Origin of the sequence: Segatella copri (genome assembly GCF_026015295.1) — a bacterium.
GTDB classification, from domain to species: domain Bacteria; phylum Bacteroidota; class Bacteroidia; order Bacteroidales; family Bacteroidaceae; genus Prevotella; species Prevotella copri_C.
On sequence record NZ_JAPDUW010000001.1, the window covers coordinates 3,072,777 to 3,099,301 of the forward strand.

30 protein-coding genes and 2 pseudogenes are annotated in these 26,525 nt (G+C 45.4%); 20 read left to right on the forward strand and 12 right to left on the reverse strand.

Translation table 11 applies throughout. From position 1 onward, the window contains the following. Positions 1–84: 84 nt before the first annotated feature. On the reverse strand, positions 85–252 hold the full coding sequence (locus tag ONT18_RS12900; protein WP_264905886.1) for a hypothetical protein: 168 nt from the start codon (positions 250–252) through the stop codon (positions 85–87). Positions 253–255: 3 nt separating this feature from the next. Between ONT18_RS12900 and ruvB the strand changes: the two genes are divergently transcribed. Genes ruvB through ybeY form a run of 3 tightly spaced genes read left to right on the forward strand, consistent with a single transcriptional unit; the run spans position 256 to position 2,253 of the window. Beyond that, complete coding sequence (gene ruvB, locus ONT18_RS12905) at positions 256–1,290, forward strand: Holliday junction branch migration DNA helicase RuvB (RefSeq protein ID WP_117587145.1); 1,035 nt, start codon at positions 256–258, stop codon at positions 1,288–1,290. A gap of 22 nt (positions 1,291–1,312) precedes the next feature. After that, the gene (gene coaD, locus ONT18_RS12910; RefSeq protein WP_006848932.1) at positions 1,313–1,798 is read left to right on the forward strand and encodes a pantetheine-phosphate adenylyltransferase; all 486 of its coding nucleotides are present in this window, start codon (positions 1,313–1,315) and stop codon (positions 1,796–1,798) included. 20 nt (positions 1,799–1,818) lie between these two features. After that, positions 1,819–2,253 (forward strand): rRNA maturation RNase YbeY, encoded by a 435-nt coding sequence (gene ybeY / locus ONT18_RS12915; RefSeq protein WP_264905887.1) that lies wholly within the window; start codon positions 1,819–1,821, stop codon positions 2,251–2,253. A gap of 155 nt (positions 2,254–2,408) precedes the next feature. On the opposite strand, the gene dusB is transcribed toward ybeY, so the two are convergent. The 4 genes from dusB to ONT18_RS12935 form a co-directional block, all read right to left on the reverse strand. Next, complete coding sequence (dusB, locus tag ONT18_RS12920) at positions 2,409–3,398, reverse strand: tRNA dihydrouridine synthase DusB (RefSeq protein ID WP_118065879.1); 990 nt, start codon at positions 3,396–3,398, stop codon at positions 2,409–2,411. A gap of 92 nt (positions 3,399–3,490) precedes the next feature. Next, complete coding sequence (gene dprA / locus ONT18_RS12925) at positions 3,491–4,621, reverse strand: DNA-processing protein DprA (RefSeq protein ID WP_264905888.1); 1,131 nt, start codon at positions 4,619–4,621, stop codon at positions 3,491–3,493. 12 nt (positions 4,622–4,633) lie between these two features. Next, positions 4,634–5,926: a DUF2851 family protein gene (locus tag ONT18_RS12930; protein WP_153083088.1), complete on the reverse strand. Its 1,293-nt coding sequence runs from the start codon at positions 5,924–5,926 to the stop codon at positions 4,634–4,636. A 105-nt stretch (positions 5,927–6,031) separates the two neighbouring features. Then, positions 6,032–6,445 (reverse strand): acyl-CoA thioesterase, encoded by a 414-nt coding sequence (locus ONT18_RS12935; RefSeq protein WP_022122009.1) that lies wholly within the window; start codon positions 6,443–6,445, stop codon positions 6,032–6,034. A 240-nt stretch (positions 6,446–6,685) separates the two neighbouring features. Here ONT18_RS12935 and dapB point away from each other — a divergent pair, with 240 nt between their 5' ends. From dapB to ONT18_RS13000, 13 genes are all read left to right on the forward strand, one after another. Further along, positions 6,686–7,447, forward strand: a complete 762-nt coding sequence (gene dapB / locus ONT18_RS12940) for a 4-hydroxy-tetrahydrodipicolinate reductase (protein WP_006848940.1) — start codon at positions 6,686–6,688, stop codon at positions 7,445–7,447. A 9-nt stretch (positions 7,448–7,456) separates the two neighbouring features. Next, complete coding sequence (locus tag ONT18_RS12945; protein ID WP_264905889.1) at positions 7,457–8,905, forward strand: S26 family signal peptidase; 1,449 nt, start codon at positions 7,457–7,459, stop codon at positions 8,903–8,905. 16 nt (positions 8,906–8,921) lie between these two features. Then, on the forward strand, positions 8,922–9,362 hold the full coding sequence (locus tag ONT18_RS12950; protein ID WP_151201770.1) for a S26 family signal peptidase: 441 nt from the start codon (positions 8,922–8,924) through the stop codon (positions 9,360–9,362). Positions 9,363–9,465: 103 nt separating this feature from the next. Beyond that, positions 9,466–10,206: a WbqC family protein gene (locus ONT18_RS12955; protein ID WP_264905890.1), complete on the forward strand. Its 741-nt coding sequence runs from the start codon at positions 9,466–9,468 to the stop codon at positions 10,204–10,206. A 436-nt stretch (positions 10,207–10,642) separates the two neighbouring features. Then, entirely contained in the window at positions 10,643–11,815 is a 1,173-nt protein-coding gene (locus ONT18_RS12960) for a site-specific integrase (protein ID WP_367398934.1), read from the forward strand. Between the two features lie 328 nt (positions 11,816–12,143). Next, complete coding sequence (locus ONT18_RS12965) at positions 12,144–12,353, forward strand: helix-turn-helix domain-containing protein (RefSeq protein ID WP_118081975.1); 210 nt, start codon at positions 12,144–12,146, stop codon at positions 12,351–12,353. 112 nt (positions 12,354–12,465) lie between these two features. Then, the gene (locus tag ONT18_RS12970; protein ID WP_264905891.1) at positions 12,466–12,759 is read left to right on the forward strand and encodes a hypothetical protein; all 294 of its coding nucleotides are present in this window, start codon (positions 12,466–12,468) and stop codon (positions 12,757–12,759) included. 26 nt (positions 12,760–12,785) lie between these two features. Continuing rightward, a complete protein-coding gene (locus ONT18_RS12975; RefSeq protein WP_264905892.1) occupies positions 12,786–13,406 on the forward strand; it encodes a hypothetical protein in 621 nt (206 codons plus the stop codon). Positions 13,407–13,901: 495 nt separating this feature from the next. Continuing rightward, a complete protein-coding gene (locus tag ONT18_RS12980; protein WP_264905893.1) occupies positions 13,902–14,603 on the forward strand; it encodes a hypothetical protein in 702 nt (233 codons plus the stop codon). A 318-nt stretch (positions 14,604–14,921) separates the two neighbouring features. Then, entirely contained in the window at positions 14,922–15,332 is a 411-nt protein-coding gene (locus ONT18_RS12985; protein ID WP_217318748.1) for a hypothetical protein, read from the forward strand. Between the two features lie 179 nt (positions 15,333–15,511). Next, positions 15,512–16,309: an energy transducer TonB gene (locus ONT18_RS12990; protein ID WP_254953972.1), complete on the forward strand. Its 798-nt coding sequence runs from the start codon at positions 15,512–15,514 to the stop codon at positions 16,307–16,309. Between the two features lie 19 nt (positions 16,310–16,328). Beyond that, positions 16,329–17,333: an energy transducer TonB gene (locus tag ONT18_RS12995; protein WP_264905897.1), complete on the forward strand. Its 1,005-nt coding sequence runs from the start codon at positions 16,329–16,331 to the stop codon at positions 17,331–17,333. Position 17,334: 1 nt separating this feature from the next. Next, a complete protein-coding gene (locus tag ONT18_RS13000; RefSeq protein WP_094881917.1) occupies positions 17,335–17,955 on the forward strand; it encodes a radical SAM protein in 621 nt (206 codons plus the stop codon). A gap of 73 nt (positions 17,956–18,028) precedes the next feature. Here ONT18_RS13000 and ONT18_RS13005 read toward each other — a convergent pair whose 3' ends face one another. The 4 genes and pseudogenes from ONT18_RS13005 to ONT18_RS13020 all read right to left on the reverse strand — a co-directional run bounded on the left by ONT18_RS13005 (position 18,029) and on the right by ONT18_RS13020 (position 20,841). Beyond that, positions 18,029–18,778: a hypothetical protein gene (locus tag ONT18_RS13005; protein WP_264905901.1), complete on the reverse strand. Its 750-nt coding sequence runs from the start codon at positions 18,776–18,778 to the stop codon at positions 18,029–18,031. 35 nt (positions 18,779–18,813) lie between these two features. Continuing rightward, positions 18,814–19,764, reverse strand: a complete 951-nt coding sequence (locus tag ONT18_RS13010) for a relaxase/mobilization nuclease domain-containing protein (protein ID WP_264905904.1) — start codon at positions 19,762–19,764, stop codon at positions 18,814–18,816. After that, complete coding sequence (locus ONT18_RS13015) at positions 19,761–20,174, reverse strand: plasmid mobilization protein (protein ID WP_218455889.1); 414 nt, start codon at positions 20,172–20,174, stop codon at positions 19,761–19,763. Before ONT18_RS13015 ends, ONT18_RS13010 begins: the two co-directional genes overlap by 4 nt. Positions 20,175–20,358: 184 nt before the next feature. Continuing rightward, a pseudogene (locus ONT18_RS13020) lies at positions 20,359–20,841 on the reverse strand (DUF3408 domain-containing protein). A 397-nt stretch (positions 20,842–21,238) separates the two neighbouring features. Between ONT18_RS13020 and ONT18_RS13025 the strand changes: the two are divergent. Together ONT18_RS13025 and ONT18_RS13030 are read left to right on the forward strand one after the other, a co-directional pair. Continuing rightward, positions 21,239–21,550 (forward strand): helix-turn-helix domain-containing protein, encoded by a 312-nt coding sequence (locus ONT18_RS13025; protein ID WP_008656559.1) that lies wholly within the window; start codon positions 21,239–21,241, stop codon positions 21,548–21,550. 82 nt (positions 21,551–21,632) lie between these two features. Beyond that, positions 21,633–21,941 (forward strand): helix-turn-helix domain-containing protein, encoded by a 309-nt coding sequence (locus ONT18_RS13030; RefSeq protein WP_008145366.1) that lies wholly within the window; start codon positions 21,633–21,635, stop codon positions 21,939–21,941. Positions 21,942–22,179: 238 nt separating this feature from the next. On the opposite strand, the gene ONT18_RS13035 is transcribed toward ONT18_RS13030, so the two are convergent. From ONT18_RS13035 to ONT18_RS13045, 3 genes are read right to left on the reverse strand one after another with little or no spacing between them, the layout of a single operon-like run. Beyond that, complete coding sequence (locus ONT18_RS13035) at positions 22,180–22,542, reverse strand: hypothetical protein (RefSeq protein WP_117720291.1); 363 nt, start codon at positions 22,540–22,542, stop codon at positions 22,180–22,182. Further along, complete coding sequence (locus ONT18_RS13040; RefSeq protein ID WP_153133674.1) at positions 22,539–23,762, reverse strand: site-specific integrase; 1,224 nt, start codon at positions 23,760–23,762, stop codon at positions 22,539–22,541. The genes ONT18_RS13035 and ONT18_RS13040 overlap by 4 nt, the downstream gene beginning before the upstream one ends. A gap of 31 nt (positions 23,763–23,793) precedes the next feature. Beyond that, entirely contained in the window at positions 23,794–25,023 is a 1,230-nt protein-coding gene (locus tag ONT18_RS13045) for a site-specific integrase (RefSeq protein WP_218413639.1), read from the reverse strand. Between the two features lie 290 nt (positions 25,024–25,313). On the opposite strand from ONT18_RS13045, the pseudogene ONT18_RS13050 reads away from it, so the two are divergent. Continuing rightward, positions 25,314–25,514: pseudogene (locus ONT18_RS13050) on the forward strand (tyrosine-type recombinase/integrase); the annotation flags it as partial. Then, a complete protein-coding gene (locus ONT18_RS13055; protein ID WP_038606222.1) occupies positions 25,511–25,885 on the forward strand; it encodes a hypothetical protein in 375 nt (124 codons plus the stop codon). The pseudogene ONT18_RS13050 and the gene ONT18_RS13055, both read left to right, overlap by 4 nt. The last annotated feature ends 640 nt before the right edge of the window (positions 25,886–26,525 follow it).

The window sequence follows — 26,525 nt, forward strand, 5'->3', positions numbered from 1 at the left end:
ATCCTGATATTTCTCTCTTATTTATTTCTTTCCTCGCTTTCAATATCGAGTGCAAAAGTACGTCTTTTCTATCGGATAAACAAATTATTCTGTAAGAAAATGATAAATTATAACATTTTTATAGGGTAACGCTTGCAAATCTGCACGAATCTTTTGGGATTGTGCAAAATCATGGGCAAAATAATTCGGCTTTTCTTCTTTAATTCCGCAACAAATGTGTAACTTTGCACCCATATTATCGATAATAGTCATAGAATGAACGAAGATTTTGATATAAGACAAGAAATGGTTTCGCCTGCCGAAAAGGAATTCGAGAAGGCGCTGCGCCCGCTGAAGTTTTCTGATTTCAGCGGACAGAATGGCGTGGTAGAAAATCTCGAGGTCTTTGTTGAGGCTGCCAAATATCGTGGCGAACCACTCGACCATACGCTCCTCCACGGTCCGCCGGGATTGGGTAAGACTACGCTGAGCAACATCATCGCCAACGAACTGGGCGTAGGATTCAAGATTACATCGGGTCCTGTGCTTGATAAGCCGGGCGATCTGGCGGGAATCCTTACCTCGCTGGAGCCCAACGATGTGCTCTTTATCGATGAAATCCACCGTCTTTCGCCTGTCGTAGAGGAGTATCTCTATTCGGCGATGGAGGATTACCGCATCGACATCATGATAGATAAGGGTCCTTCGGCTCGCAGCATCCAGATAGACTTGAATCCGTTTACCCTCGTGGGAGCGACAACGAGAAGCGGTCTGCTTACAGCTCCTCTGCGCGCCCGTTTCGGAATCAATCTGCATCTGGAATATTACGACCCGGCTACGCTTCAGAAGATTATCAAGCGAAGTGCGATGCTCCTGAAGGTGCCGATAGAGGATGAGGCGGCAGTGGAAATCTCCCGCCGTTCGCGCGGAACTCCTCGTATCGCCAACTCTCTGCTCAGAAGAGTGCGTGATTTTGCCCAGGTAAAGGGCAACGGAACCATCACTTACGATATTGCCCAGATGGCGCTCAAGGCACTCAACATCGACCAGTATGGCTTGGATGAGATAGACAACAAGATTCTCACCACCATCATCGACAAGTTCCGTGGTGGCCCAGTAGGCGTAAGCACCATTGCCACGGCAATAGGCGAGGATGGCGGCACCGTAGAGGAGGTTTATGAGCCGTTCCTCATCATGGAGGGCTTCATCAAGCGCACGCCGCGAGGAAGAATGGCAACGCCGCTTGCCTACGAGCATCTCGGCAGAAATCCGTATACAAGCAATATTATGCAGGGAGACTTGTTTGAGTGAAGAACGAAGAGTGAAGAAAAACATGAAGATAGGAATATTTACGGGTACATTCGACCCATTTACGATAGGACATCAGAACATTGCCGAGCGTGCCTTGCCGATGTTCGACAAGCTCGTGATTGCAGTGGCGGTGAGCAAGCTGAAGCACGCCAGCGAGGAAATCTCGAAGCGTGTGGAGGATATCAAGGCTGTTTTTCCGAAGGAATGTTCGGAGTTGGTGGATGCGGAGGATGCATCTAAGGGTTATCGCCTGGAGGTGGTTTCTTACGATGATCTCACCATCGATTTGGCGCATCGCCTGGGAGCCAGGTTTCTGGTTCGTGGCGTCCGTTCTGCCAAGGATTTCGAGTACGAAAGAGAGCAGGCTGACATCAATAAGCAGTTGGGCGGCGTAGAAACCATCCTGCTGTTTTCTGACCCAAGATACAGCAGCATCAGCTCAACGCTGGTTAGGGAATTGAGATTCTTCGGAAGAGAAGTAGATGAATTTTTACCAAAAATAAAATAAAAAATAGGAGGAAGAAGCGTATGATAACATACAATGTAGACGGCGTGAAAATGCCAAAGATCAAGAAGCGTGATACGAGTGCCTGGATTCGCAAGGTAGCTGCCTCTCATGGCCGCAAGGTGGGTGAGATTGGCTATATGTTTGTAGATGACGAGAAGATTCTCGAAGTGAACAACGAGTATCTGGGGCATGATTACTATACCGATGTCATCACCTTCGATTACGATGAGGATGATGTGATTAACGGCGACATCGTGATTTCGCTCGATACGGTCCGCACCAATGCCGAGCTGTTTGGCAAGACCTACGATGATGAGCTTCACCGCGTCATCATCCATGGCATCCTGCACCTCTGCGGAATCAACGACAAGGGTCCGGGAGAGCGAGAAATCATGGAGGAGAACGAGAACAAGGCATTAGCCCTGCTCGAAGGTGCTTCAATATTGAAGAAGTAATATCCTCCAGTTTTAAGGGAAAAGTATAAAAAAACAGCTGTTAACTGTTAACCTGTTAACTGCGAATAAAAAAAGGAGATTTCAACCATCATCGTTGGAGTCTCCCTTTACTTATCTTATGGTTTCGGCGGATTTGCCATCCGCCGCAAGCAAGTCTAGATTTCTATCGCCTTGATTCTCTCTCGGCATTCTTTCAATATCTCTTTCAGTTCCTCCACGGTAGTGGCTCTCAGCATGGCGATTCTCGTCTGGCGAAAATCGGGAATGCCTTTGAAGATAGGGGAGGCAGCAAGGTGGCGACGGGTGTGGAGAATGCCTCTGTACTCGTCGATGCGCTCCACGTTGATGCGCAGCTGCTCCTCCAGGAGGTCAATTTTCTCATCCACGGTTAATGGAGTTGCGCCTGTATTATCCAGATAATCACGTATTTCCTTGAAAATCCATGGCCTTCCGAAGGTGGCGCGGCCAATCATCACCGCATCTACGCCGTATCTTTCGAAGGCAAGCTTGGCTTCCTCCGGGGTCGTAATGTCGCCGTTGCCGATGATAGGAATATGGATGCGGGGATTGTTCTTCACCTCTCCGATGAGGCTCCAGTCGGCTTCTCCGGTGTACATCTGGCTACGGGTTCTGCCGTGGATGGTAAGCGCCTGTATTCCGCAATCCTGTAGCTGCTCGGCAAGGTCGGTGATGATGAGGTTCTCGCAATCCCATCCCAATCGGGTTTTCACAGTTACCGGCACGTTTACCGCCTTTACCACTTCTCTTGTAATATCCAGCATCAATGGGATATTTCGGAGCATTCCGGCTCCTGCACCCTTTCCGGCAACCTTCTTTACCGGGCAACCGAAGTTGATATCAATCACATCCGGCTTCGCCTGTTCTACGATTTTTGCAGCTTCCACCATATCCTCTGTGGTTCTGCCGTAAATCTGAATGCCCACAGGGCGCTCTTCATCACTTATCGTAAGTTTGCTGACGGTGCTCTTGATGCTTCGCACCAGGGCTTCCGCCGATACGAACTCAGTATAAACCATGGCGGCTCCGAATCGCTTGCAGAGCATGCGAAAACCAATATCTGTTACGTCTTCCATCGGAGCGAGGAAGAGGGGCTGAGGCCCAAATTCTATATTACCTATTTTCATGAGTTTCGAGTGAAATCTTCTTATTCCTATGATGTATATCTTCTTTTTTGCGGCTGCAAAGTTACTGCTTTTTTCTGAAAATAAAGAAAATACTACTTCAAAAGATGATACATTCCCCCTGCAAAGGTCTTGATGACTCCCTTCATCTCCAATGTGAAGAGGAGGGAAGTGAGGCGAGAAATGTCGATATTCGTCTTTACGGAGATGAGATTCACTTGCAGGTCGTTGGTCTTGGAGAGGACTTCTACGATGAGTTGCTCCTCGGGCGATAACTCGGGAAAGAGGCTGCGCTCGATGCCTTGCTGCTTGGCTCGCATCAGGGTGGCGTCATCCTGCCAGCGCATGTCCTTCACGAAATCCTCGGCACAGGTGATGAGCGTGGCGCCGTTGTTGCGTATCAGGTTGTTGCAGCCTTCGCTGTAGTGGTCGCCTATCCTGCCCGGGAAGGTGAAGACGTCCCTACCGTAGGATTGCGAAATATCGCAGGTGATGAGGCCGCCGCCGTGAGCTGCGCTCTCTATCAGGATGCAGGCATCCGACATTCCCGCTACGATGCGGTTGCGGCGCACGAAGTTTATCTTATCAGCGTTTGTACGGGTAAGGAATTCTGTGAGCAGTCCGCCCTGTTCTATCATTCTTGCCGCCGTTTCCCGGTGCTGACGAGGATAGAGATCATCCAAGCCATGCGCCAGCACACCTATGGTTTCGTAGCCGCTGGCGAGTGCCTGGCGGTGCGCCACGATATCCACTCCGTAGGCAAGTCCGCTTATGATGAGCACGTTGGGCGAAAGCTGCTTCAGGTCGGTGATGAAGCGGCGGATGAGGTCTTCGCCGTAAGGCGTGCAGTGGCGGGTTCCTACGATGTTGATGACGCGCTGCTGGTTGAGGTTGGCGTTGCCTTTATAAAAGAGGATGAGGGGTGCGTCATCGCAATCCTTGAGGCGTTGCGGATAGCGGTCGTCGTTCATCGGAATGGGTTCTATTCCGTAGCGTATGTCGTACTCCAGTTCTTCCTCAGCGCGTTTTCGGGCTTCTTCGCAGTTCTGGATAGCGCTCACGAGTTTATCCGAGGCATCGGGGAGGATGTCTCTTAGGTTGTTCTTGTGCTCCAGGATGAGCGTAGCGGAGCCTACCTTTCTGTATAGCTCCAGCATTCCTGCCAGGCTGAAGTAATTGAGCCTTGTCAGGAGGATGGTGTTCAGTATTTCCTGTTGATCAGCCATAATTTTTATCTTTTATCTCTTCAAGTATTCGTAACCGATGCGACAGCGAAGGCATTCCTTCCTGTCGCAGTATTCCTTCTTCAGCTGTATGAGCGCCTGGCTATCCCCGGCGTTCTCCACCGGCAGGCCGCATTCCTTCCACATCCTTACTATGTGGTTATTCTCGGCCTTCAGCTCCTCCAGGAAGTCGAAGGCGCGGTCGCAGTATTTCTCCTCGCCCCGGTGCCTTCCATAGGCAAAGAGGATGGGAACCACGGTGTTGATGATGAGCAGATTGAGCGAGAAAGGGGAGAGGTGCTTCTCGTTACGGATGCTCGTGCTGCCGAAGGTATAATGGGTTTCCCAATACTCCGTAACGCTGGTTGAGAGCACCTGCTTTGCCTCCTTCACCGTGCTTGCCTCGAGCAGCTGGCTCAGCCCCGCACGGCGGTTATAATAAAGATTGGCTAACTGCGAGATGCGGATGTGAGGGAAGTTCTGCGGACGCAGGCGCAGGAAGCGCCACTGCTTGTAATCCATCGGTTGCAGCGAGAATTTATGCGAGAGATAGAGATATTCGTTCCTCAACCGGGAGAAATACCCGTCGTTCAGCGCGTCTTTCTGATATCTTTCGGGAATGGTGTTCAGTTCCAGCAGTCCGGCTTGCCCCAGGAAGATGGCTTCTATCTGGAAGAGGTCGTCGCGGTGATGGTCTACGGCCCTCAGCGGCAGATGGTAAGCCCACTGCTCGAAGGCGTCGCCGTTGATTCCGAACCCGTAGTTGCGCGCCAGGGTCACGAAGTAGGCGTTTTCCCAATCGCCGTTACATTGCTTCACGCGCGCCTCTATCGCATCGGTTTTCTGCGATAAGCGCTCGGTTTGCAGGGCGCTCATCCAACTGTGCACGGTGAGGCGGGTGAGCGATGGGATAATCTGGTAGCAGGGAGGATACTGGTCGATGCTCAGCAGCTCCTGATAATGTTTCGATACGTTGTCGGGAATGTCGAGCTGCAACTGCACGAGGGGTTCGCCTTTCGAGTTCTTTGCCTCTACATCGATGGTTCCGCAAACGTGCAGGATAACGTTGTCGTAGCGTTCATCCTTATCATGTCCGTGCACATACCAGTCGCTTGCCTTGTCATGAATCTCCACGTTTCCCACCCATAGGGTTCCGTTGAGTTTGATTTTGGCATTGAAGAAATCGGGCCCTGCGTTGCGGTTGTGCAGTCCGGGGTCAATTACTTCCACAGCCTGGTGCCAGGTGGTGGTGAGTGGAGAGAGTGGGAAGAGCTTGTGCTTCCACACATAATGAAGGAGTTGCTCCATGTTGTTTCGGCTTTTATGGTTTATAGGATTGCCTCTTTCGGAACGCAAGTTCTTCGCTCGTGTGCGGAAGGGGTATTGAAAAATCAGCTGTTAACTGTTAACCTGTTAACCCTGAGGAGAGAAGTATTTCTCGAATGCCTTGTCGTAGTCCTCGCTGTTGCCCAGCTTTCCGTTGATGAGGCAGACGAGTTCTACGGTTGCCTTGAGGCAGAGTTTCTCGTCCTTGGCACGGAAGATGTCCTGATGGAAAACATATCTTACGCCCTGCTTCTCCAGCCACAGACGCGAGAAGAATTCATCATCGCATTGCAGCGGAACCTTGTACTGCAGGTTCATTCTCGCCACCACAGCATCCACGCCTTTGTTGTGCATTTCGGCAAAGCTGAGGCCGCATTCCTTCAGAAAGAGATGGCGGGTATGTTCCATGTAGTGCAGATAGTTGGCATTGTTCACGATGCCCTCAATATCGCACTCATAATCCCTTACTTCCATCTTCGTCTCAAAAATATATCTGCTCATAATTTTCTCTTTTTTAGTTACTAAATGAGGCTAAAAGCCTTAAATCACTGCAAAAATAACCAAAATTTTCTATTTATTATTATAATAACAAGGATTTTTCAAGGTTTTTCGAAGAAAAATGTGTATTTTTGCATAAAAAAAGCTGCACTCGGCAATTTGAAAGCAAGCTTTCATTGCGCTCATTTGCATTTTTTTTGCCGAATAGAACAAAAAGTAAGAACAAATAAAAAATAGATAAAGATGAAAATTGCTTTGATCGGCTACGGAAAGATGGGACACATGATCGAGGAGATCGCCCTGCAGCGTGGCCACGAAATCGTTTGTAAGATTGACGTGAATAACCCTCAAGACATCGACAGCCCGGAGTTCTGCTCTGCCGATGTTGCCATTGAGTTTACCAACCCTACTGCCGCCTACGGCAACTATCTGAAGGCTTTCTCTCACAACGTGAAGGTGGTTTCAGGTTCTACAGGTTGGATGAAAGACCATAAGGAAGACGTGGAGAAGCTCTGCGCCGACGGTAAGCAGACCCTCTTCTGGGCGTCTAACTTCAGCATCGGTGTGGCTATCTTCTCTGCCGTAAACCGCTATCTGGCTAAAATCATGAATGGTTTCCCACAGTACTCTGTATGCATGCAGGAAACCCACCACGTGCACAAGCTTGATGCGCCATCAGGTACAGCCATCACCCTTGCCGAGGAAATCATCGACAACATCGACAGAAAGAAGGACTGGAAGCGTGGCGTTACTTATTGGACAGAGGATGGTCATCACGATGAGGGAGATGCAAACATCACCGATGAGGATTTGGTTATCAACTGCGTGCGCGATGGCGAGGTTCCGGGAATCCACGCCGTGATGTATGACAGCGATGCTGATATGATTACCATCGAGCACAGTGCCCACTCACGCAAGGGTTTCGCCCTGGGAGCCGTTCTCGCAGCTGAGTTCACAGCCAACCATTCCGGCTTGCTCACCACATCAGATTTATTTAAGTTCTAAGCAGAAGTTATGATAGACAAGCAGAAACAAAAACTCAATATGAAGGTACAGTGGGCGAAGTTCGCAGTGGTTCTCGCCCTCTATCTTCTCTTTCTGGTTTGGGTAGAAAGCTGGCTGGGACTCATTGTGGTTCCGTTCATCTTCGATGTTTACATCACCAAGAAGATTCACTGGCAGTGGTGGAAGGATGAGGAAGGTCCTATCCGTTTCATCATGAGCTGGGTAGATGCGCTGGTGTTTGCTCTCGTAGCGGTTTATTTCATCAACCTCTTCTTCTTCCAGAACTACGTCATTCCGTCTTCCTCTCTCGAAAAGAGTCTCCTTACGGGCGATTATCTCTTCGTGAGCAAGGTAAGCTACGGACCTCGCATTCCTGAAACTCCGCTCACCATGCCGCTCACCCAGCACACCATGCCGCTGGTCAACGTGAAGAGCTACATAGAGTGGCCTCACTGGGATTACCGCCGCGTGAAGGGTTTGGGCAACGTGAAGCTCAACGACATCGTGGTGTTCAACTATCCTGCAGGCGATACGCTCGTCAATGAGGAGCGCTATCAGGCGAATGATTACTACCAGATGGTTTACAGCATCGGCGACCAGCTGATGCAGCAGAACGGACAGGAAAAGGATGTGCGCGCGATGAACCCATTGCAGCAGCGCCACTATTTTGAGCAGGTTTATGCTACTGGCCGCAACTACATCAGCAGCATGCCGGGCGAATATGGCGACATCATCAGCCGTCCTACCGACCGCCGCGAGAACTATGTAAAGCGCTGCGTGGGCTTGCCTGGTCAGACCCTGCAGATCAAGAACCGCATCGTTTATCTGAACGGAAAGGCAAACAAGGAGCCTGATAACGTGCAGTATACTTATAAGATGAAGCTCAAGGGCGAGTTCCCAATCGACCTTGCCGATGAGCTGGGAATCACCAACGAAGACCTGCTGATGTATAATCAGAGTGGCGTGATTCCGCTCACCAAGAAGGCTTATCTGGCGCTGAAGGCGAACAGAAACCTCGTAGAGAGCATCTCTATCAATACGGATGCAACCTATGGCGACCTCTATCCGCTCAACGCCTATACCGGCTGGACAAGAGATAATTACGGCCCGGTTTGGATTCCGAAGAAGGGCGAGAGCATCGCTCTTACGCTGAAGAATCTGCCTGTATACGAGCGCTGCATCAAGGTTTACGAGGGCAACGACCTGAAGGTAGACAACGCCGGACGCATCTTCATCAACGGCAAGCTGGCGAAGAGCTACACCTTCAAGCTCGACTACTACTGGATGATGGGCGACAACCGCCACAACTCAGCCGACAGCCGCTACTGGGGTTTCGTGCCTGAGGACCACATCGTGGGCAAGCCTATCTTCATCTGGTGGAGCCACAGCCCAGATCATCCGGGCTTCTCGGGCATTCGTTGGAATCGCCTCTTCACTTTTGTAGACAATATTAAGTAAGAAAAAGAAATAAGAATTGAAGACTGCCGTCAAATTCCTAATAGCATTGGTGTTGTCGCTGCTCCTGGCTTGGGCAGTGCGCACCTATGTTTTCACTATCTTCTCGGTGCCTCAGGGTGGGCTTCCGCCCCAGCTGAAGGCAGGCAACCGGGTGATAGTGAACAGGATTGACTGCGAAAATTTCGGGCGTGGCGATGTGGTTGTTTTCACCGATACGGTGGTTTACCAGCCCAAGAACCAGCGCCGCAAGCGCGTCTTCGAGTCTCATTTCATAGGCAGGATAGAGAAGCTTCCGGGCGATACGCTGCGCATCGACACCGTGCAGTTCGTCATCCCAACCGTATGCTGCAAGCGCTGCGGCTGCAAGGATTGCCGCTTCTATCTCTTGAAGACGCCAACCGGCCAGCAGCTCGTTCATAAGCACCAGATGATAGGCAAAGCCCATAAGCTGTTCTAGCTTCCTCGCGCCTTCGGAAGCTTGTCCCCCGTCTGCCCCCGTTCCGAGCGATTCCATCGCTCGTCCCCCTCTTCATCATTAACCCTTCATAACAAAGCAGAAATTGAAAGCCCTTCTTTCTTCCACATATTTCGGCCCCATCCAGTGGTACCAGAAGCTGAACCGCTACGATGAATGCCTGATAGAGCGCCACGAGAGCTTTATCAAGCAAACCTATCGTAACCGTATGATCATCCCTACCACCAACGGCCCTCTTGCGCTCACCATCCCCACCAATCACGACATCTCCCTGTCGATGAAGGACATCCGCATCTCCGACCACGCCAACTGGCGCCACGTCCACTGGAATGCGCTCCTTTCCGCCTATGGCGAGAGCCCTTTCTTCGAGTATTATCAGGACGACATCCGCCCCTTCTACGAGAAGAAATACGAGTTCCTCTTCGATTTCAACATGGAGACAACCGCGAAGATGATAGAGCTCCTCGACATCCGTCCGAAGATAAGCGTCACTGACGAATACGTTTTAAGTGAAGAACGAAAAGTGAAGAGCATAGAAAGTGAAGAACGAAGAGTGAAGAGTGAAGAAACAACGTTCGGCGACCGAAGGGAAAGCCAATTCGATAGCCCTGAGGCGCAAGCCCAATTCAACATTCAACATTCAACACTCAACACTCCAATCAAGGATTTCCGCGATGCAATTCGCCCCAAGAAACCGCTCCCTGACCCCGAATTCGAGTCGAAGCGCTATTACCAGGTTTACGAGCAGAAATACGGCTTTCTGCCCAATATGAGCATCCTTGACCTCCTTTTCAATGAAGGCAACGAGGCGATATTCTTCCTATAAGAGAAGAGTATCGCCTTGTTGTTTTTCCTCCCGTTAACAAAACTTACTCATAGTTTTCTGCCCCGCAACTCATAGTTTTCCGCTCTGAAAGTACATATAAAAAGTGTTTGAGAGAAGAATGAGGAAAGTTTACTGGTTATCAGTTACTTTCCTCATTTTGGTTAAAAGTGGCGAGGACAGACGAAGACGGGAATACGACAAGATGAGACAGAGGAACGTTACCTATCCGTAACCTATACCCCAAATGAGGAATGTTAAGGTTCGGAAGAATGAGGAAGGTTACGAATTGAATTTGAATACTCTGATTTATAGTGAGTTACTGATGAGTAACGTAAGATTTTTGGTTACGAACCAAATTTGCCGTGTTCTGCCGTGAAATGCGTAGCAAGAAAAGACTCTTCATGTATTAATTTTGAACGCAAAAAAGAATGACGTTATGAAGAGTACATTTTCAATTATCTTCTACCTCAAAAGACAGGTAGTAAAGAAAGATGGTACTGTTCCAGTTATGGGACGTATCACAGTGGACGGAACACAGTCGCAGTTCAGTTGCAAGACAACTGCCAATCCAAATTTGTGGGACACCAAGGGCGGACGCATGATAGGTAAGAGTATGCAGGCTTTGGAAGTGAACCGCAAATTGGACAAGATGCGTGTGAGTATCAGTAAGCATTATCAGGAGATTATGGACAGGGACAACTTCGTCACTGCCGACAAGGTGAAGAACGCCTTTCTTGGCTTGGAGTATCGTTGCCATACACTGATGAAAGTCTATTCTCAAAGCCGTGATGAAATGGAAAAGCAATATAAGGCTGGCATGAAATCTTTGAGTACATACACGAAGTATAGAATCGGGTGTGCCTATGTGGGCGAGTTCTTGCAGACGCATTACCATGTGAAGGATATTGCTCTGAAAGAGTTATCGCTGCCTTTTATCACAGACTACGAGACTTTTCTCAGAACAGACAAGCATCTGAAGATAAATTCTGCAATGGTGTTTGTCCGCAATCTCCGTGCAATGGTATTCCGTGCCATAGATAATGAATGGCTCGTAAAAGACCCATTCAGACGATATGAGTACAAGGAAGAAGAGACCACAAGAGAGTTTCTGAGCAAAGAAGAGATTCACCTGTTGATGGAAACACCTATCACAAGAAAGAAGATGAGTATGGTGCGTGACTTGTTCCTGTTCTGCTGTTTTACAGGTCTCGCTTTCATTGATCTGTACAACTTGAAGGAAGAGAACATCAAGGAATTTTTCGATGAAGGTGAATGGATCGTTATCCATCGACAGAAGACTGGAACGGAAGCCAACATCAAGTTGCTTGATTATCCCAAGCAAATTATGGAAAAATACCGTGGATTGAGTGAAGACGGCAGGGTGTTTCCAGTACCCAACTACCAAAGTTGTATGGATTCGCTCAAAAGACTGGGCAAAAAATGTGGTATTACCAAGCCGCTTTCCTGGCACATGAGGAGTCACAGTAAATTCTTTTATTTATTGAATATCAGCGAGTTGAGTATTTTAAAGAATATGACTGCTAACGATTTAGAAACGAGCTATATTCTTTTTCTTTCACAACTTTGCAATATACAAAGAACGCTTTGATTTCGAGTGCAAAGTTAAATCTAATTTCTGAAAAACAACATTTTATGCTGTGATTTTACAAAATATTAAGATTAGTCTTTGCAAAGGTAAAAGAGTAGTTACCAACAGTAATTTTCATGTAACGTCATTTTAAGAGTATGGCAAAAAGAACATATTCATAAACGCATATATGTATCTTGCCATATTGGGAAATCAATTGCTTAGTTCCATTTTTGCAGATTATATTTCTATTTTGTCTAAATTACGGAAGAATATAGCAGATATTCAATGGATTCGGATGGATTATCAAAATAAAACGTTATTTTTGTAGCGTAAAAACGATAAAAACATGAAGTTAAATCGCATAAGAGCAGTCTTAGAGGACAAAGGGATAAGCCAAACATGGCTTGCAAAGAAGTTGGGAAGGAGTTTCAGTACGGTCAATGCTTATGTATGCAACCGCTCTCAACCCAATCTTACCACACTTCTTGAAATTGCGCAGTTGTTGTCTGTGGATATGAAAGAACTTATTACAGACGAAAAAGAACGTAATGATTAAAGTAATTATGGAATAACAATATGAAAATAAATAAATTAATCCATATAGTCTTGGCGATAAATATCGGGTGTTATGCTTTGCCCTAATGGCCTGTTCATCTTCCAAAATGAATTTGGTAGATGAATACTACATATATTCACCCGATGAGTTTCATGAAACATATTATTTGAAATGTAAGTTGTCTGGTGACAGAGACCATGAAATAGATAGTTTACATACAGTATATTGGAATGATTCCGCCATCATTTTGGGACGAGGTGAAGGTAAGGAGAACTGGTGGCTTATCCAAGCGGCAAGTTCTAACTTGAAATGTTGTAATAATGATATTATAAAAGGTCCTTTTTCTAAACAGTATATACAGAAATATATACAGAAAGGAAAGTATAAGAAAAAGATTTTACAATAAAATGGAGTTTTGTACCATATAATAACATGAAGTCATCAGAATTAAGCAAGCTCATGAGAAAGTTGAATCTCCCCGATAAGTTCAAGAAAAAGGGGCGATTAGCATATTATACATTGGCTCATAAAACTGGGGCAATGGTGTTGGTTGGATTCTATTTGGATAATTCCATAGACCCAAATTCATTCTTCGTCAACTATTTCGCTCAATGCCTTTATGTGCCTTTTAGTACCTATAACTTTAGCTTAGGAAACAGAGTTGGCTCATATTGGGACTCCAATAGAATTTCAGAACTTCAAGACTGTTTGAATGAATTTGATGTGTTTGATAAACTGAATTCTTTTGACGATTTCTTGTTGTTCCTTGACAAGCATCCGTACTATGGTTCAAAAAATAATCAAGATGAATATTTTGCTTTAACCTATTATCTATTGGAATACTATCGCAAATCAGTACACTTCTTGGATAAAATAATCTCATTAAATAAAAGGGATGACAGCAATCTTTTCTTGCATCAAATAGAGAATGCTCTATTACTGAAAGGCTACATCGAAACAGGAGAGTATGATAAAGGTGTTAGCCAAATCTTACAATGGCAAGAGCAAACGATTAAAGGAATAGGATTAAAGATAAATGACCAAAGATTATGAAATATATATGCTTCATTTTTTGTGTTCTTTTTGTTGGAGCATGTTCCAACAAAAGCTACAAAGACACTTTGTTCTGTGAACTGGACGAAGAAGTACAAGACACATTGCTATCTATAAGCCAAAAAGTTTTCGAACATGACTACGAGGCACCAGACATGATAGACTTTTCGGGCTACTGCAAATTGAGCGTAAAGTTTTTGAGTTCTTGGGTGATTAGTAAGCAAATTGTAGATACTGTTAACAAGAAAAGTGTGTCATTGCCAACAAATGCCCCAATGCCATATATCGTGCATAACAACACTATTTATTATCCCTATGAATACAACTTGTTGGTATTTGGATTTAAGAATAAGACGAAATTCAGAACTATAAAAATGAAGTAATGAATACTGGACAAAAGATAAAGGAGGGTGATTGGTTTTGTGCCATCGAGGGCTTAGCCATAGCTGATAAAATTTATGATTTCAATTTCGAGGACTTGAATAAGTATTGAAAATGAGCAATGATGCATTAACAACCCCACGAATTATGTACTATCAAATAACATTTACGTTAGATAAAAGAATCAGAGGCAGATACGAAATGCCACATACTGTTAAGATAAAATCAAAGGACTTTCTGGACTATATGTCTGAGAAAAATAGGAATATTTTGATGTATTTTAAGAATGAACATGACATATATATAAATATGCCCGATGAAATAGAGGGACAAATTATCAAAAGGAAAGACTATGTTGATTTCATGGATTTTTCGCCTGCATGCCTAAGTTTGAAGGCTGTTGTCAGCGCAAAAGTTAAAAATGTACTTGAACAAATACACGTTCGTAAATCAGAATACATTCTGAAGCGAATAAAAATTGACGGCATCGCATCTGACTTTTATCTTTTGTTTGTGCCGATTATTAAAGATACAGAATTTGTTTATCCTAAGTGCGAGTTTATTGATATATACAATGAAAAATGTAAAGTATTTCAAAACAGAAAGGAGTTTTACAACGACAATGATATTTACTTCCCAAAGCGAATCACACTAACACCGAAATATAGAAACCAAGATTTGCTATATCCACAAGGTTCTGATGTCTTTTTCTCAAAAAGAGTTCTTGACGCTTTTGCAGATGAAAAAATTGTTTGTTATGACATTATTAAGGGCGGATGTTTCTATTGTACGGTAGAAACAACTGACGAGATATAAAAATTAAGCCCTCATGAGCACATCTGTTGTCATTTGCCACAACTCTGTGCAATTATCCGGTTTTGTCATTTCAAGAGTATGGCAAAAGAACAAATATTCATTGCAAACATATATCTTGCTGTGTTAGAAAACCATTTATTTAAGTTCCACATTTACAGATTCTATTTTCATTTTGTCTAAATTACGATAGAATATCGTAGATTTTCAAGGGATTATAACCGATTATCACTACAAAATGTTATTTTTGTAGCAGGAAATGAGTATAAAACAGCATTTCATTGTACTGTACAACGCAAAGTAAAATATAATGAACGTAATATGAAACTAAGAGATAAAGATACAAAGAAATATTTGCTCACAGTATTTGTGGCTACATTTGTTGCCTATATTATTCCTGCAGTGGTCTTGTACTTGGGACATTTTATGGGCATTATGCTTACGATTTGTATTTCCTTGTTTAACTTGAGTATGGCTTTGCTTGCTTGGCTTTGGGCAAAATCTGTTAGAAAGGAATTTTTGCTGAAAAGACAAATAATATTGAATAGTCTTGTGACGTTGCTTTTGATAGGCATTATTTCCTTAGTTGTAACCAATGGGGCAGCCTTATCTTTGAGCCTCATAGTGTTTGTTTGGTTGGGGATAGTCAATCTCCTGCCAATTTGTATCCAGTATGCCATTTATTCTTTTATTTCAAAAAGAACCAATTCAAAGAAAGAGAGGCCTATATGAAGTATATAGAATTGTTTTGGAATAGGCTATATTATTGCATTTTTAACTGCGATAAGAAAACGCAAACTCTCTGAAATGAACCTCGAAAAGCTCAATGTTATCACTTTGACAGAAAGTGGAGGACTCATGGGTGAAATTGTTGTTATCAAAAAAGGACATAAGCATAAAAAAAATAAACTATGGCAAGAGGACGTTATATTTGCAACACTCTCAAAGCTATCCGCAAGCAGATAGCGGATGCAAATGGGATTGACTATTCACCCGAAGAATGTCATTTCAATGGTGAATGCAAGGGAACTTGTCCGAAATGTGAGCAAGATGTGAGAGATTTGGAGCATGAGTTGCGACGTAGACAGACCGCAGGAAAGGCTATCAAGGTTGCAGGTATTGCAGCAGGACTTGTCGTCATGGCGGCTTGTTCTGATGGGAAACCACAAGGAAACGACAAAGATACACTTACAAGATTGTCGACAACCTTGCATGAAGACTCAATAGACCCAACAATGTACAACGGTGAAATCGACCGCACAAAGCCTATCAAAAACGTGACCGTCAAGAAATTCATGCCGCTGAAAGAGGACAGCAAGCCATCTAAGAAGAACAAGCGAGCCAAGACCGCCGTTGTCCAATCCGCCATCGCCACAGACTCAACCAATAACAGCAAAATATTTGATAATGTTGATGAGGAAGCGTCATTTCCTGGTGGCATAGCGGCGTGTATGAAATATATTGCAGACAATTTTCGCTATCCAAACATACAGGGCGATTGCAGCATACAAGGAAAAATTGTCGTTAGTTTCATTGTCAATGAAGATGGAAATCTAAATGACATCAAAGTGAAGAAAAGCGTCTATTCTGACCTTGACAAAGAAGCCGTCCGGGTGGTGAAAAGTATGCCAAAGTGGATTCCTGCCAAGCAAAACGGCAAGGCGGTGAAATCAAAATACACGCTTCCTGTCTACATCCACGTGCAGTAACTATAAAAAAGGAAAAATCATGGCAACAAGAGGACGCAACATTTGCAACACGCTCAAGGCCATCCGCAAGCAGATCGCGGATGCCAACGGAATCAGTTATTCACCCGAAGAATGCCACTTTAAGGGCGAATGCAAGGGCACTTGCCCGAAATGCGAGCAAGACGTGAGGGACTTAGAACACGAACTGCACCTCCGACAGATGGCAGGGAAAGCCATCAAGGTCGCAGGAGTGGCTTTGGGCATCACCGCCCTCACCGCATCCGCCACATCGTGCGCCACGCAGAAGGGATATTACAAATCGACACCGCCTAAGTCTGAAAAGGTTATCCCTATCCAGTTCCAAAAATACACCACCAACGACATCGCCCTACTCCAAGCGAAAGATTCTCTCAGCAAGAAAGGAATGCTCTTCGTTCAAGGGCATCTCATTAGCGACGAGGACAATGAGCCGCTTATTGGAGCCTCCGTCATCGCTAAACTTTCGGGAAAGTATGCAATAACTGATGTCAATGGAAACTTCACTCTCGAAGTGGAGCAAGACGACACGATAACCGTGCAATACATCGGCTTCATAGACCGAAGCATCAAACTATCTGAAATGAGCCGAGACAAGCTCAATATCATCACTCTAATATTCAACGAAAGTGCCTTAGGGGAAGTCGTGGCTGGAATCGTTCCCGAAGTCAGAATTAGAGGAACGGCTCCCGTCATCAAAAGAGAAGATACTTTCGAAGAGGCTTCATTCCCAGGCGGTTCGACTGCATTGACGCAATACATCAAGACCAACCTTCAATATCCAAAAGAATGTCGGGAAGGCGCGCCAATAGGCAGAGTCATCCTTGGTTTCACCGTCAACAAGGACGGAAGTTTGAGCAACATCAAGGTGGAGAAAAGTCTTGTCCCTATCCTCGACGAGGAAGCCATCCGAGTACTGAAAAGCATGCCGAAATGGACTCCTGCCAAGAAAAACGGAAAGGTGGTGAAATCACATGCCACCGTTCCTTTCACATTTAAAGTAGAATAACATGAAGACCGCCCCACTCATTTGCATCGACCGCCACCGCCTCACGATAGACGGTGAGGGGGTTACCACGCTTGTGGCATTCCACGGTTGTCCGCTTCGTTGCAAATACTGTCTCAATCCCCAATGCCTTGATGCTGACGGCGTATGGCAGGAGGTGGATACAGAACTGCTGATGGCGAACGTGGAGATGGACAACCTCTACTTCTTAGCTACAGGAGGCGGCATCTGTTTTGGCGGAGGAGAACCGCTTCTGTGGAGTTCATTCATAAAGGAGTTTTGTGAACTATGCCCAGAGGGATGGCACTTTACGATGGAGACGAGTCTAAACGTACCTCGCCATCACTTGGAGAAAGTCACCCCATACATTGACTCCTTTATCATCGACATCAAGGACATGAATCCTGCCATCTATCAAGCCTACACTGGTAAGCCCAACCGGCAAGTTATCGACAACCTTGTCTGGCTCAACACTCATGCCAAACATAAAGACAAGATCATCCTTCGTCTCCCCATAATCCCCAAGTTCAACACCGAAGATGACAGGAAACACAGTCGCCAAGTCTTAATAGAATTAGGATATGAGAATTTTGATGAATTTGAATATGTTATTAGAAACAAATAAACAGTTTTAATTATATGTCCCAATGAAATGGATTTGAATGTAAATTCCATCTCATTGGGGTATTGGATAAAAATTATTGGTAATTTTTAATAGTACGTTTTATGCTATTAGACTCTCTGCGAAGTTCATTAGCTACACTGTCTTTGTATGCAGCCATCCGTACCATTTCATTGTATTTGAGAACAGAATCTTCGTAAGCTGCAACACGATTTTTGACATAGTCTATGACATTTTCGTCTCTGTTTACAGAGAAGTGCTTCTCTATATATAAGATGTTTGGGTCATCAGCAGACAGAACCATCTTCAAAGCTCTATACTTCAAGTCTGCCTCCTCCCAATCTTGGTGCTCTCGCCATTGGGTGAGGTTGCCCCAAATGGAGAGAACGAGAGATAGAGCCAAGCCGCCAATGAAAAGAAGAACATACTTTGATGTAGGCTCGAAGCGATGGGTGACAAGTTTCTTCTGAGGTGAATTGTTCATCACTTCAAGTTTGTCTTGCAATGCCTTCGAGGAAACATCATTCTCTTGTCTCATCTGCTTGACAGCATCAACCAAGAGCTTGCTTCGCTGCTCATTTTTGCCGAGTTCAGCCTTGATAAGGTCAACAAAAACAACAATGGCATCTCTTAATTTGGATATTTTACCTCTAACTTCCTCTTCCTTGCCAAACATAGCAATGATTGATTTCTCCAACTTGGTTGTGTCATTACTTGCAGGAACGGTTTCCGCTCCTGCGTACTTTGGTAAAGCAGAAAGTTCATCGACTTTCTGCTCCAATCTCTCAACAGTGCCGTAGATGGCTTCCAATAGTTCTTCTTTCATGTTTCTTTTGTTGTTTGAATGGTTTGTAACTTGCATCAAAGGCTAAAGCCTCTTCTGCGTTTCTTCTTTTTCTTCTTGGATGATTCATCCTCTGGGAATTGCTCAAAGGTCTGTGCATTGGCAGGAGCAAAAAGTCCTATGGAAGAAATACCGTCCCAAGGGTCTTGACTGCTCTCCGATATGGATGGCTCCTGGTTGTTCTTGTGATTGCCTTGCTCGTATTGCTGAGCAGATTTGGCTCTTGCTGATAAAAGGTTCTCCGTTCCCTCAAATCTCGCATTCAGCTTGCCAAAGCTATAGCCTCGGCTAATCTGCGTACCTTTGAAGCTATATCCATCCTTGCTGAAACGGATGCCTTGTACCTTGGTTCGCTCCTTGTCTTTATAGACAAACTCTAAGTGAACACCTCGTTTTGCAAGTTCATTCTTGAACTTTTGCCAATTTTCTACGACTTTCAAGGCATCCTTGACTGCATTGTGAATCTCATATTTGGCACGCTCAGCATTGCGTAATTTGCGAGTGTTAGTCTTGCTCTTGTCTGTTCCGTAAGTCAATCCATACTTGGATTTTAGAGCCTTGGTCACTTGCTCATTACGCCTGTAATCGTGGGCGTCTGATATGAGTTTGCCCTCGTTATTGATGCGATTGTACACGATATGGCAATGTGGATTGTCTGTGTTGTGATGCCTTACGATGATGAATTGGGTATCAGTGATGTCCATCATCTGCATATATTCAAGGGCAATCTTAGCCATGAATTCATCCGTCAAACGTGGCTTGTCCTCGGGCTTGAAGCTCAAAGCTATGTGCCCCACAGGCTTCTTAATCCTTGGATTTAGTTGCCTCTGTAGCTCGAAACTTTGCGTTATCTCGGCATTCGTGCCGAGTAACACACCATCCGAGGCGATGATTTTCGCCTCGTCCTTGCCTGTAACATAGCGGATGCAACCACCAAATGAGCTGCCCTTCTTTAGCTTGCCTATCATGTGGTATCCTCCTTTCTGCCCATACTGCCTGGCTTCGGTTTATAACTTGCTTGGCGATACTCGCCAAGGATTGCTTTCAATCTTCTCAACAAGTCCACCACAAATACATGGGTTTCGTGGAAGCCTCTCTGATGCGACAGCTTGGTAAGTTGGTTGAGGTTGTTTGCCATGCCAATGAGGTTCTTAGCGATGGCTACCGTCTCTGCGTTGTGTCCGCTGACCACCTCACCGTTCAAGGCGGACTCACGGATGTATTCCGCCAACTTGCGGTTGGCTTTTCTCGCCCTCAGTCTCAAAGCCTCGTAGCTTGGCTTCGAGAACTTCACCGTGACAGACTTCGACAGCTTGCGAACCCTGCCTGTGGGCGGTCTTCCACCCTTTCTCCTGTTCTGTTCCTGCATGCTTGTCATTCGATATACTGTTTACAGTTGGTACACTCACTTTCTGCGACCGTCGGGAGCAAAATTCCTCCGCCCTCGTGGTGGAGCGAGGCGTTTTGGGATTCCCAAAACATAACCTCGCTCCCTCTCAGAACACGTTGGTTGGAACTACAGCCTTTCAGCTATCCACGTCCAAGGTCGCAGACCTTAATTCTCACAATTTGCGCCAAGCCTCGAAGTCCTCTTCATAAAGGCTTAGGTGGTGGCGCACGATGTTCTCGATGATGCCCGATACGCTCATGCGTCTCCCTCCGAGGATGCGGACGACACGATCAAGACGGTCTCGTACATCGGAACTGACGAAGACTGGCTTGCGGTCGTCAATCCTTGGAACTTAGAGGAAGGTCTGCTGATACTCCTCCAATGTCGCCTTGCGCTGCTTGCCACTGATGCGCTTCTGCGGATTCGGTGGCGATTGAGCCTCATTCGTTGATGTTTCCTCTCTATAGGGAGTTGTTGCAGCAACTTTCTCTACAATTGCTCTCAACTCTGGGTTCTCTACATCATCATAGAGAGTATTACAACTACTTGGATTGGCTTTGTTGCCATACGTAGATGGTTTAACAAAATCCAAATACTCTTTTTCCATCAGCTCCTTTTGCTCAGGAGCCAAGACTACATCTTTTGTTCTTGCCATAGCTTATGCTGTTTTATTTGTTAGTATAGTGGTCACGGTTTGCACCATTGACCGATTGTCGGGTGCAAAGTAAGTGTACTGAGTGCAGCCATACAACTGATTGGGTGTAACGTGGCAATTTAGTTGTGGCTTGCTTATTTGCATACCGAGATAGTTGTGAGAACTTCAACGTATTTCTCAACTCATCATTGTTCATGTATTCGTTGCAGTCGTGCAAGTTTTTCTTGTTGTTTTTGGCGTTGAAGTCGGCAAACCCCGGCAACATACTGCCACAGAAATTGAAAACGCTTGTTTTTAGATTGCCGTGCCTTATCTTTGCACTCACAAACGTGGAGCACAGCATATGCGTGGAGCTTTGCGACATATAACATAGTATTAACTTAGAAAAAAGAAAAGTATGGGATTCATCGTATTCGAGGAAGAGGCATTCAACTATCTTGATGCCCAGTTGGAGAACTTCGTGAAGCGCATGGACAGAATCCGTGAGCGCAGTGAGGACAAGACCATGAACAAGTGGCTCGACACGCAGGACGTGTGTCAGACGCTCAACATCTGCCCACGGACAGTGCAGACGCTTCGGGACAACGGAACTTTGGCTTATACGCAAATCAGCCACAAGACCTACTACAAGCCGGAGGACGTGATGGCTATCGTAGCAGTAGTGGAGGACAAGAAAAAGGACATGCGCTTTCGCAAGCGCACAGGTTAGGCTGTCAATATACAACAGCCACTTAATCCAATGCAGCAAGTAAACCGAGTAACGTAAGTATCAACAATAAAACGAGACAACTATGAGCAATGAAGTAATGACAAGAAACAGCGAGTGGATGAACCACATCGTGAACCACCTCAACCGAATGGTTGACAATTTTGAACGTGCCGTGATGAACTACCGCCCCATGCTTGGCGGTGAGCGCTTCATGACGGACAAGGAGCTTTGTGCCAGGCTGCAACTGAGCCGAAGAACCCTGCAGGACTACCGAAACAACGGTGTCATCCCGTATATCCAGCTTGGCGGAAAGATACTCTACCGCGAGTCCGACATTCAGAAGATTCTGATGGCTAACTATCGTGAGGCGTACAGAATGAAGGGCTTGTAGGAGAAATACATGTCCTTGATGAGTGGGGTGAAATGAACAAGGCGACAACGTATAACTTACCGAGCGTGGTTGTTATAGGTTGTCGCCTCGTTTTATTGGCTATACCGAGTTGTTCGTGTTTGCCGGGTATCATTTGTGTTACCTGTATAAATCTAATACCATGCTAAAACACACTGCGGTGGTTCGCCCAAGTGGCTGGAGGCGCAAAGCCTCCAAGGAACGTTGCTTTATGGCAGGTCTATGCCATTGCGTTCTCTGTAAAGATACAGACCAGTTTAGTGCGGCTTGTCTGTCTGCCGATGACGGACTGCATGATGAACTCCCGAAAGGCTCTGCTCTCAATGCTGTCAATACGGAAGGCTACCGCAATGACGAGTTCAAGGCTATACACATCATAGCTGATGCGGTCGTTCTTCCTGACATGACGGCGTACACCCTGCTCTTTCAGAATGCCGTCCTTGAATACAGCCTTGACAGCCTTGCGCACATAGTAGCCGAATACATTATACATGTCGGCAATCTCCTGCATGGTCATCCATACAGTATCGGTCGGCATGGATACCGTTCCGCTCTCGCTGATAGTTATAACTCCTCTGTTCATTTCCCGTCCTCCTTATTTTTATTCTGGTCAGTTTCTTTTGTTTCTCTGCGCTGCATCAGCTTGTCCATGTCCTTGGATATCTTGTCATCGGTGATGACGGCATAGACCTGGGTGCTTCGCAGGTTGGAATGCCCCATCATCTTGGCGATGCTTTCCATTGATATGCCCGAAGTAACCATGTTTACTCCGAATGTATGTCTTGCAACGTGTGCGGTAAGGTTCTCATTTATACCCAAAGCCACACCGAGTGAATGAAATTCAAACCACATGGAATCACGTGAAGAAAGAGGGAAAACAGGTTTGCTATCATCCGCTGTATTGTATAGCGACATTATTTGTTCAGCTATCGGGTGCAAGGGAATGAACGCTTCGTTGTTGGTCTTTGCTCTTTTCTCACGGATGTATTTTCTACCGTCTGCCGTCATCCCGATATGGTGTGGATACAGGTTACGTAAATCGACATAAGCCAAACCTGTAAGGCTGGAGAAAACAAACATTCTTCGTGCCAACTCCAAAGCCTTATCCTCCATAGGAGTCTCCATAATGAGCAGCAAGTCATTTCTGGATATATGTCTACGCTTTGGTGAGCCTTTCTTTTCATATCCGACATCTTCCAATGGATTGAATTTCAGCAGACCTCTGTCAACAGCGATATAAACCAAGCGTTGCAGCCAACAAAGATTATGGTTCGTATTGGATGCACTATACCCTTTGCCAATCAAGAACAACTTATAAGATTTGCCAAATTCCTCAGTCAAATCTTCAAATGCAATGTCATTCATTCCTCGTAACCCGATGAACTCTCGCAAGTTTAGCTGCGATGTCTTAGATTGGCGATAAGAAGATGTTGAGTTAATACGGATAGAGCGCAGCCTAAGGCGTTCACGCTCCTCCTCGCCAGTGGCAAGCAATGTCATCGGGATAGTATTTGCATCAACAATAACATTCTTCAGAATCTCGGCGGTAACGATGCCCTTTTCCTTTGTTGCCTGCTCGTAGGCTTCGTCAATTCTTAGTCTGAACGCTTGCAGTTGTCCGTTCACTCTTGCATTCTTGGCTTCACCTTTTTTCGTGTCCCATTCTTCGGGAGCACAGTAAAGACCTGTTGCTATGGCTGACACTTTGCCGTCAATCGTGATACGGCAAAATATAGATGTGGTTCCGTCTGCCTTTACTCTGCCACGGTTGATATAATAAAACTGCTTGTATGTACTTCTCATTGTTATGTTCCTTTCTTATTTTGTGATAATATTACAGGACAAACTTGAAGTCCTTGTTAGCTTCGATGAACTTGTCCATATCCTCAAATAGCTTTTTCGGGGTGACACGTGCATAGATTTGCGTGGTCTGAATGTTGTTGTGACCAAGCATTCTGCTGATAGTCTCTATCGGAACACCTTCTTCGAGCGTAACGAGCGATGCGAAACTGTGCCGTCCAACATGATAGACCAAATCCATACTTATGCCAGATAGTACTCGGAGACTTTTCATGTTACCTCTCAGCACTCGAAATTCCTGTGGCGGTAAAAGAGTAGGTCTTGTCGGGTCTTTGTATTTCTCCAACATGGCAAGCGCCTCTGGCAGTAACTTCACACGTGCAAGCATCTTGTTCTTCTTTCTGTGGTATTTCAGCCAAAGGCTGCCCTCCTCATCACGAAAGAGGTTTTCTTCCGTGATAGAAACAGTATCGGCATAAGCCGTGCCTGTATAGCAGGCGAAAAGAAAAAGGTCACGGGTCAAAGCCAACGATTTTCTTCGCTCTGGTATTTCGAGGTCACGAATTTTCAGGAAGTCCTCACGTGTCAATGCCTTTGGTGGATTCTCTTTCTTTTGAGGTAGCTTGAAGTGCATGAAATGATAACGCTCGGAGTGTCCTGCCTTGAAAGCTATTCGGCAGGTCTTCTTCAAGATGGCGAGATAGTGGCGGACTGTATCAAGTGCAAGACCTCTCTCGTCCAAGCAAAAGTCCATGTACTCACGGATAAACTGCTCGTCAAGCTCACCGAATGCCACATCGTCAGTTCCATAACGCTTCTTGACGAACAATACCAATGTCAGGCGAGTGTACTGGTAGTTTGGCAGCGTGCCTTTCTTGTAGTCGATGCCGATTCTTGACTCAATGTCCGCAATGATGGCGTCAAGCTGCTTCAACAAGGTCATCTGAGTGTCTGCACTGCATTGAAACAGATCCTTTATCGCCTTTGCGTCAAAATCCGTCTTGCGCTCCACAAGTGACTCGTAGGCTGAGTTTATTGCCAGCAACAGCTTGTCAATCTTGGCGTTCACTTCCACAGCCTCCTTGCTCTTGCCGTCAAGTCTGCTCTCACGTGGATTCCATAACTTTGGCGTACATGACAACTTGCAACCGAACTGCGCCATTGTTCGGTTGAGGGTGATGCGTCCCATGATGGGAGCCTTACCGTTCTTGTCCAATCCGCTCTTTTTGAGGTAGAGCAGCACCTTGAATTTTTCAACTTTCATCTGCTTACTTTTTTAGTTTGCAAAAATAATCAATCAGTAAGCATTCTCTGTCATTGAAAGTTGTGCAGAACAGTGCAACAAACACTGGTGACAAACTATTTGTTTTTCACCTCGTTAGCAGTACAGGTTTCGGTAACTGACCGCTAACGGTTTGGTAACTGAAATAACTCAATATCCTGCTCGGCTTTGCTTTGCAGCCAATTGGCAGAATTATGAAATATTGCTCATTCTCAACCACTTGCAGTTCATTTCTCCCATCTTCACTTTCCGTTGCTTTTGCTTAAATTGTGCATGTCTCCCGGCATTCGTTCGCAGTTTTGGCTTTAAACTACGGTATGCCGATAGAGAGTGTAAGCAAGATACTGGGACATACGGACATCGCCACAACACAAATTTACGCAAAGGTGACAAGTACTAAATTGGAGCATGACATATCAGCTTTTGAAAGTCGAATCAAGGGGCATATGCCGACAATGGGGGGAATGGCATGAAAAGGACTGTAATCACCGTGGACGGAAATGGAATGTTATCCATTCCGTCCAACTTGCAAGACTTGTGGATGAGTGAGGGTGAATTGGTTGATATGCTTCATGTCACCGCCATGAAACTCCATGCTGTGATAAGGTCAATATACAAGGATGGTTTATTGACGGTGTCGGAAGTCCAACAGAAACAGGAAACTTCCAATGGCATTTGGCAAACGTTGTATGGCTTTCCGATGATTGTTGCCCTTTGCTTCCGTATAAACTCATACGGGGCAGCTCGGTTTCGTGCCACCATCTTCAAGAGATTGTACGGGGCAAAAGAGAAAAGTAGTGTCATTATCCTACAACTCAATAGAAGAACAACCGCCTTTAGTTGAATGTCCTCTTGCTTGTTTGTTGGCTTGGCGCTGTCGTACTGTCGTGAATAAGTACTGAAGCATAAGCATGACATTCTTACTTGTAGGGGGATGAGTTCTGTTCATAAAAATGACGGACAAAACACCCCTTATTTTTGTTGAATTGTTGAATATGATGAAAGAAGTATTGAACATCAGGCATTTACGGCTCAACATATTCTCAACAAATCTCTCAACAAAAGAAAGATAATGTTGAAAAGAGAAAACCATGAACACCATTCCTTTCTTTCTTTTTTGCCCAGTAATTTGTTGTGTAGAGCTATTTGTTGAGAGTTTGTTGAGGGTATAAGTGGTTGGTTCTCATAAAGATAACACCTATCTTCAACAATTCAACGTTTTACATGCCCTCACTTGGTACGCTGTAAAATGTGCTTGTGGATTAATTGGCAACCGCTCTATTCTCCGAAATGGTTGCAGCAACGTTTCTTGGAGGCTTTGCGCCTCCAGCCACTTGGGCGAACCTCCGCAGTGTTTTAGCATGGCATTAGATTTATGCAGACTATACCGAGGACACACAGCACACTCGGCATAGTTCACAAAGGAAATCAACAACACACAACTGAAACACTTGGCAAGTTTCACACTGAAAATATCACCTTTT

Coding starts and splice junctions, on each gene's coding strand:
- ONT18_RS12945 (WP_264905889.1), top strand. CDS start 7,457: ATGATAGACAAGCAGAAACAAAAACTCAATATGAAGGTACAGTGGGCG.
- ONT18_RS12975 (WP_264905892.1), top strand. CDS start 12,786: ATGAAGTCATCAGAATTAAGCAAGCTCATGAGAAAGTTGAATCTCCCC.
- ONT18_RS12900 (WP_264905886.1), bottom strand. CDS start 252: ATGACTATTATCGATAATATGGGTGCAAAGTTACACATTTGTTGCGGA.
- ONT18_RS13015 (WP_218455889.1), bottom strand. CDS start 20,174: ATGACAAGCATGCAGGAACAGAACAGGAGAAAGGGTGGAAGACCGCCC.
- ONT18_RS12985 (WP_217318748.1), top strand. CDS start 14,922: ATGAAACTAAGAGATAAAGATACAAAGAAATATTTGCTCACAGTATTT.
- ONT18_RS13045 (WP_218413639.1), bottom strand. CDS start 25,023: ATGAAAGTTGAAAAATTCAAGGTGCTGCTCTACCTCAAAAAGAGCGGA.
- ONT18_RS12965 (WP_118081975.1), top strand. CDS start 12,144: ATGAAGTTAAATCGCATAAGAGCAGTCTTAGAGGACAAAGGGATAAGC.
- ruvB (WP_117587145.1), top strand. CDS start 256: ATGAACGAAGATTTTGATATAAGACAAGAAATGGTTTCGCCTGCCGAA.
- ONT18_RS12990 (WP_254953972.1), top strand. CDS start 15,512: ATGGCAAGAGGACGTTATATTTGCAACACTCTCAAAGCTATCCGCAAG.
- ONT18_RS13040 (WP_153133674.1), bottom strand. CDS start 23,762: ATGAGAAGTACATACAAGCAGTTTTATTATATCAACCGTGGCAGAGTA.
- ONT18_RS12980 (WP_264905893.1), top strand. CDS start 13,902: ATGAGCAATGATGCATTAACAACCCCACGAATTATGTACTATCAAATA.
- ONT18_RS13055 (WP_038606222.1), top strand. CDS start 25,511: ATGAAAAGGACTGTAATCACCGTGGACGGAAATGGAATGTTATCCATT.
- ybeY (WP_264905887.1), top strand. CDS start 1,819: ATGATAACATACAATGTAGACGGCGTGAAAATGCCAAAGATCAAGAAG.
- dprA (WP_264905888.1), bottom strand. CDS start 4,621: ATGGCTGATCAACAGGAAATACTGAACACCATCCTCCTGACAAGGCTC.
- ONT18_RS13030 (WP_008145366.1), top strand. CDS start 21,633: ATGAGCAATGAAGTAATGACAAGAAACAGCGAGTGGATGAACCACATC.
- ONT18_RS13010 (WP_264905904.1), bottom strand. CDS start 19,764: ATGATAGGCAAGCTAAAGAAGGGCAGCTCATTTGGTGGTTGCATCCGC.
- ONT18_RS12930 (WP_153083088.1), bottom strand. CDS start 5,926: ATGGAGCAACTCCTTCATTATGTGTGGAAGCACAAGCTCTTCCCACTC.
- ONT18_RS12960 (WP_367398934.1), top strand. CDS start 10,643: ATGAAGAGTACATTTTCAATTATCTTCTACCTCAAAAGACAGGTAGTA.
- ONT18_RS13000 (WP_094881917.1), top strand. CDS start 17,335: ATGAAGACCGCCCCACTCATTTGCATCGACCGCCACCGCCTCACGATA.
- dusB (WP_118065879.1), bottom strand. CDS start 3,398: ATGAAAATAGGTAATATAGAATTTGGGCCTCAGCCCCTCTTCCTCGCT.
- ONT18_RS12995 (WP_264905897.1), top strand. CDS start 16,329: ATGGCAACAAGAGGACGCAACATTTGCAACACGCTCAAGGCCATCCGC.
- dapB (WP_006848940.1), top strand. CDS start 6,686: ATGAAAATTGCTTTGATCGGCTACGGAAAGATGGGACACATGATCGAG.
- ONT18_RS13025 (WP_008656559.1), top strand. CDS start 21,239: ATGGGATTCATCGTATTCGAGGAAGAGGCATTCAACTATCTTGATGCC.
- ONT18_RS12935 (WP_022122009.1), bottom strand. CDS start 6,445: ATGAGCAGATATATTTTTGAGACGAAGATGGAAGTAAGGGATTATGAG.
- ONT18_RS13035 (WP_117720291.1), bottom strand. CDS start 22,542: ATGAACAGAGGAGTTATAACTATCAGCGAGAGCGGAACGGTATCCATG.
- ONT18_RS13005 (WP_264905901.1), bottom strand. CDS start 18,778: ATGAAAGAAGAACTATTGGAAGCCATCTACGGCACTGTTGAGAGATTG.
- coaD (WP_006848932.1), top strand. CDS start 1,313: ATGAAGATAGGAATATTTACGGGTACATTCGACCCATTTACGATAGGA.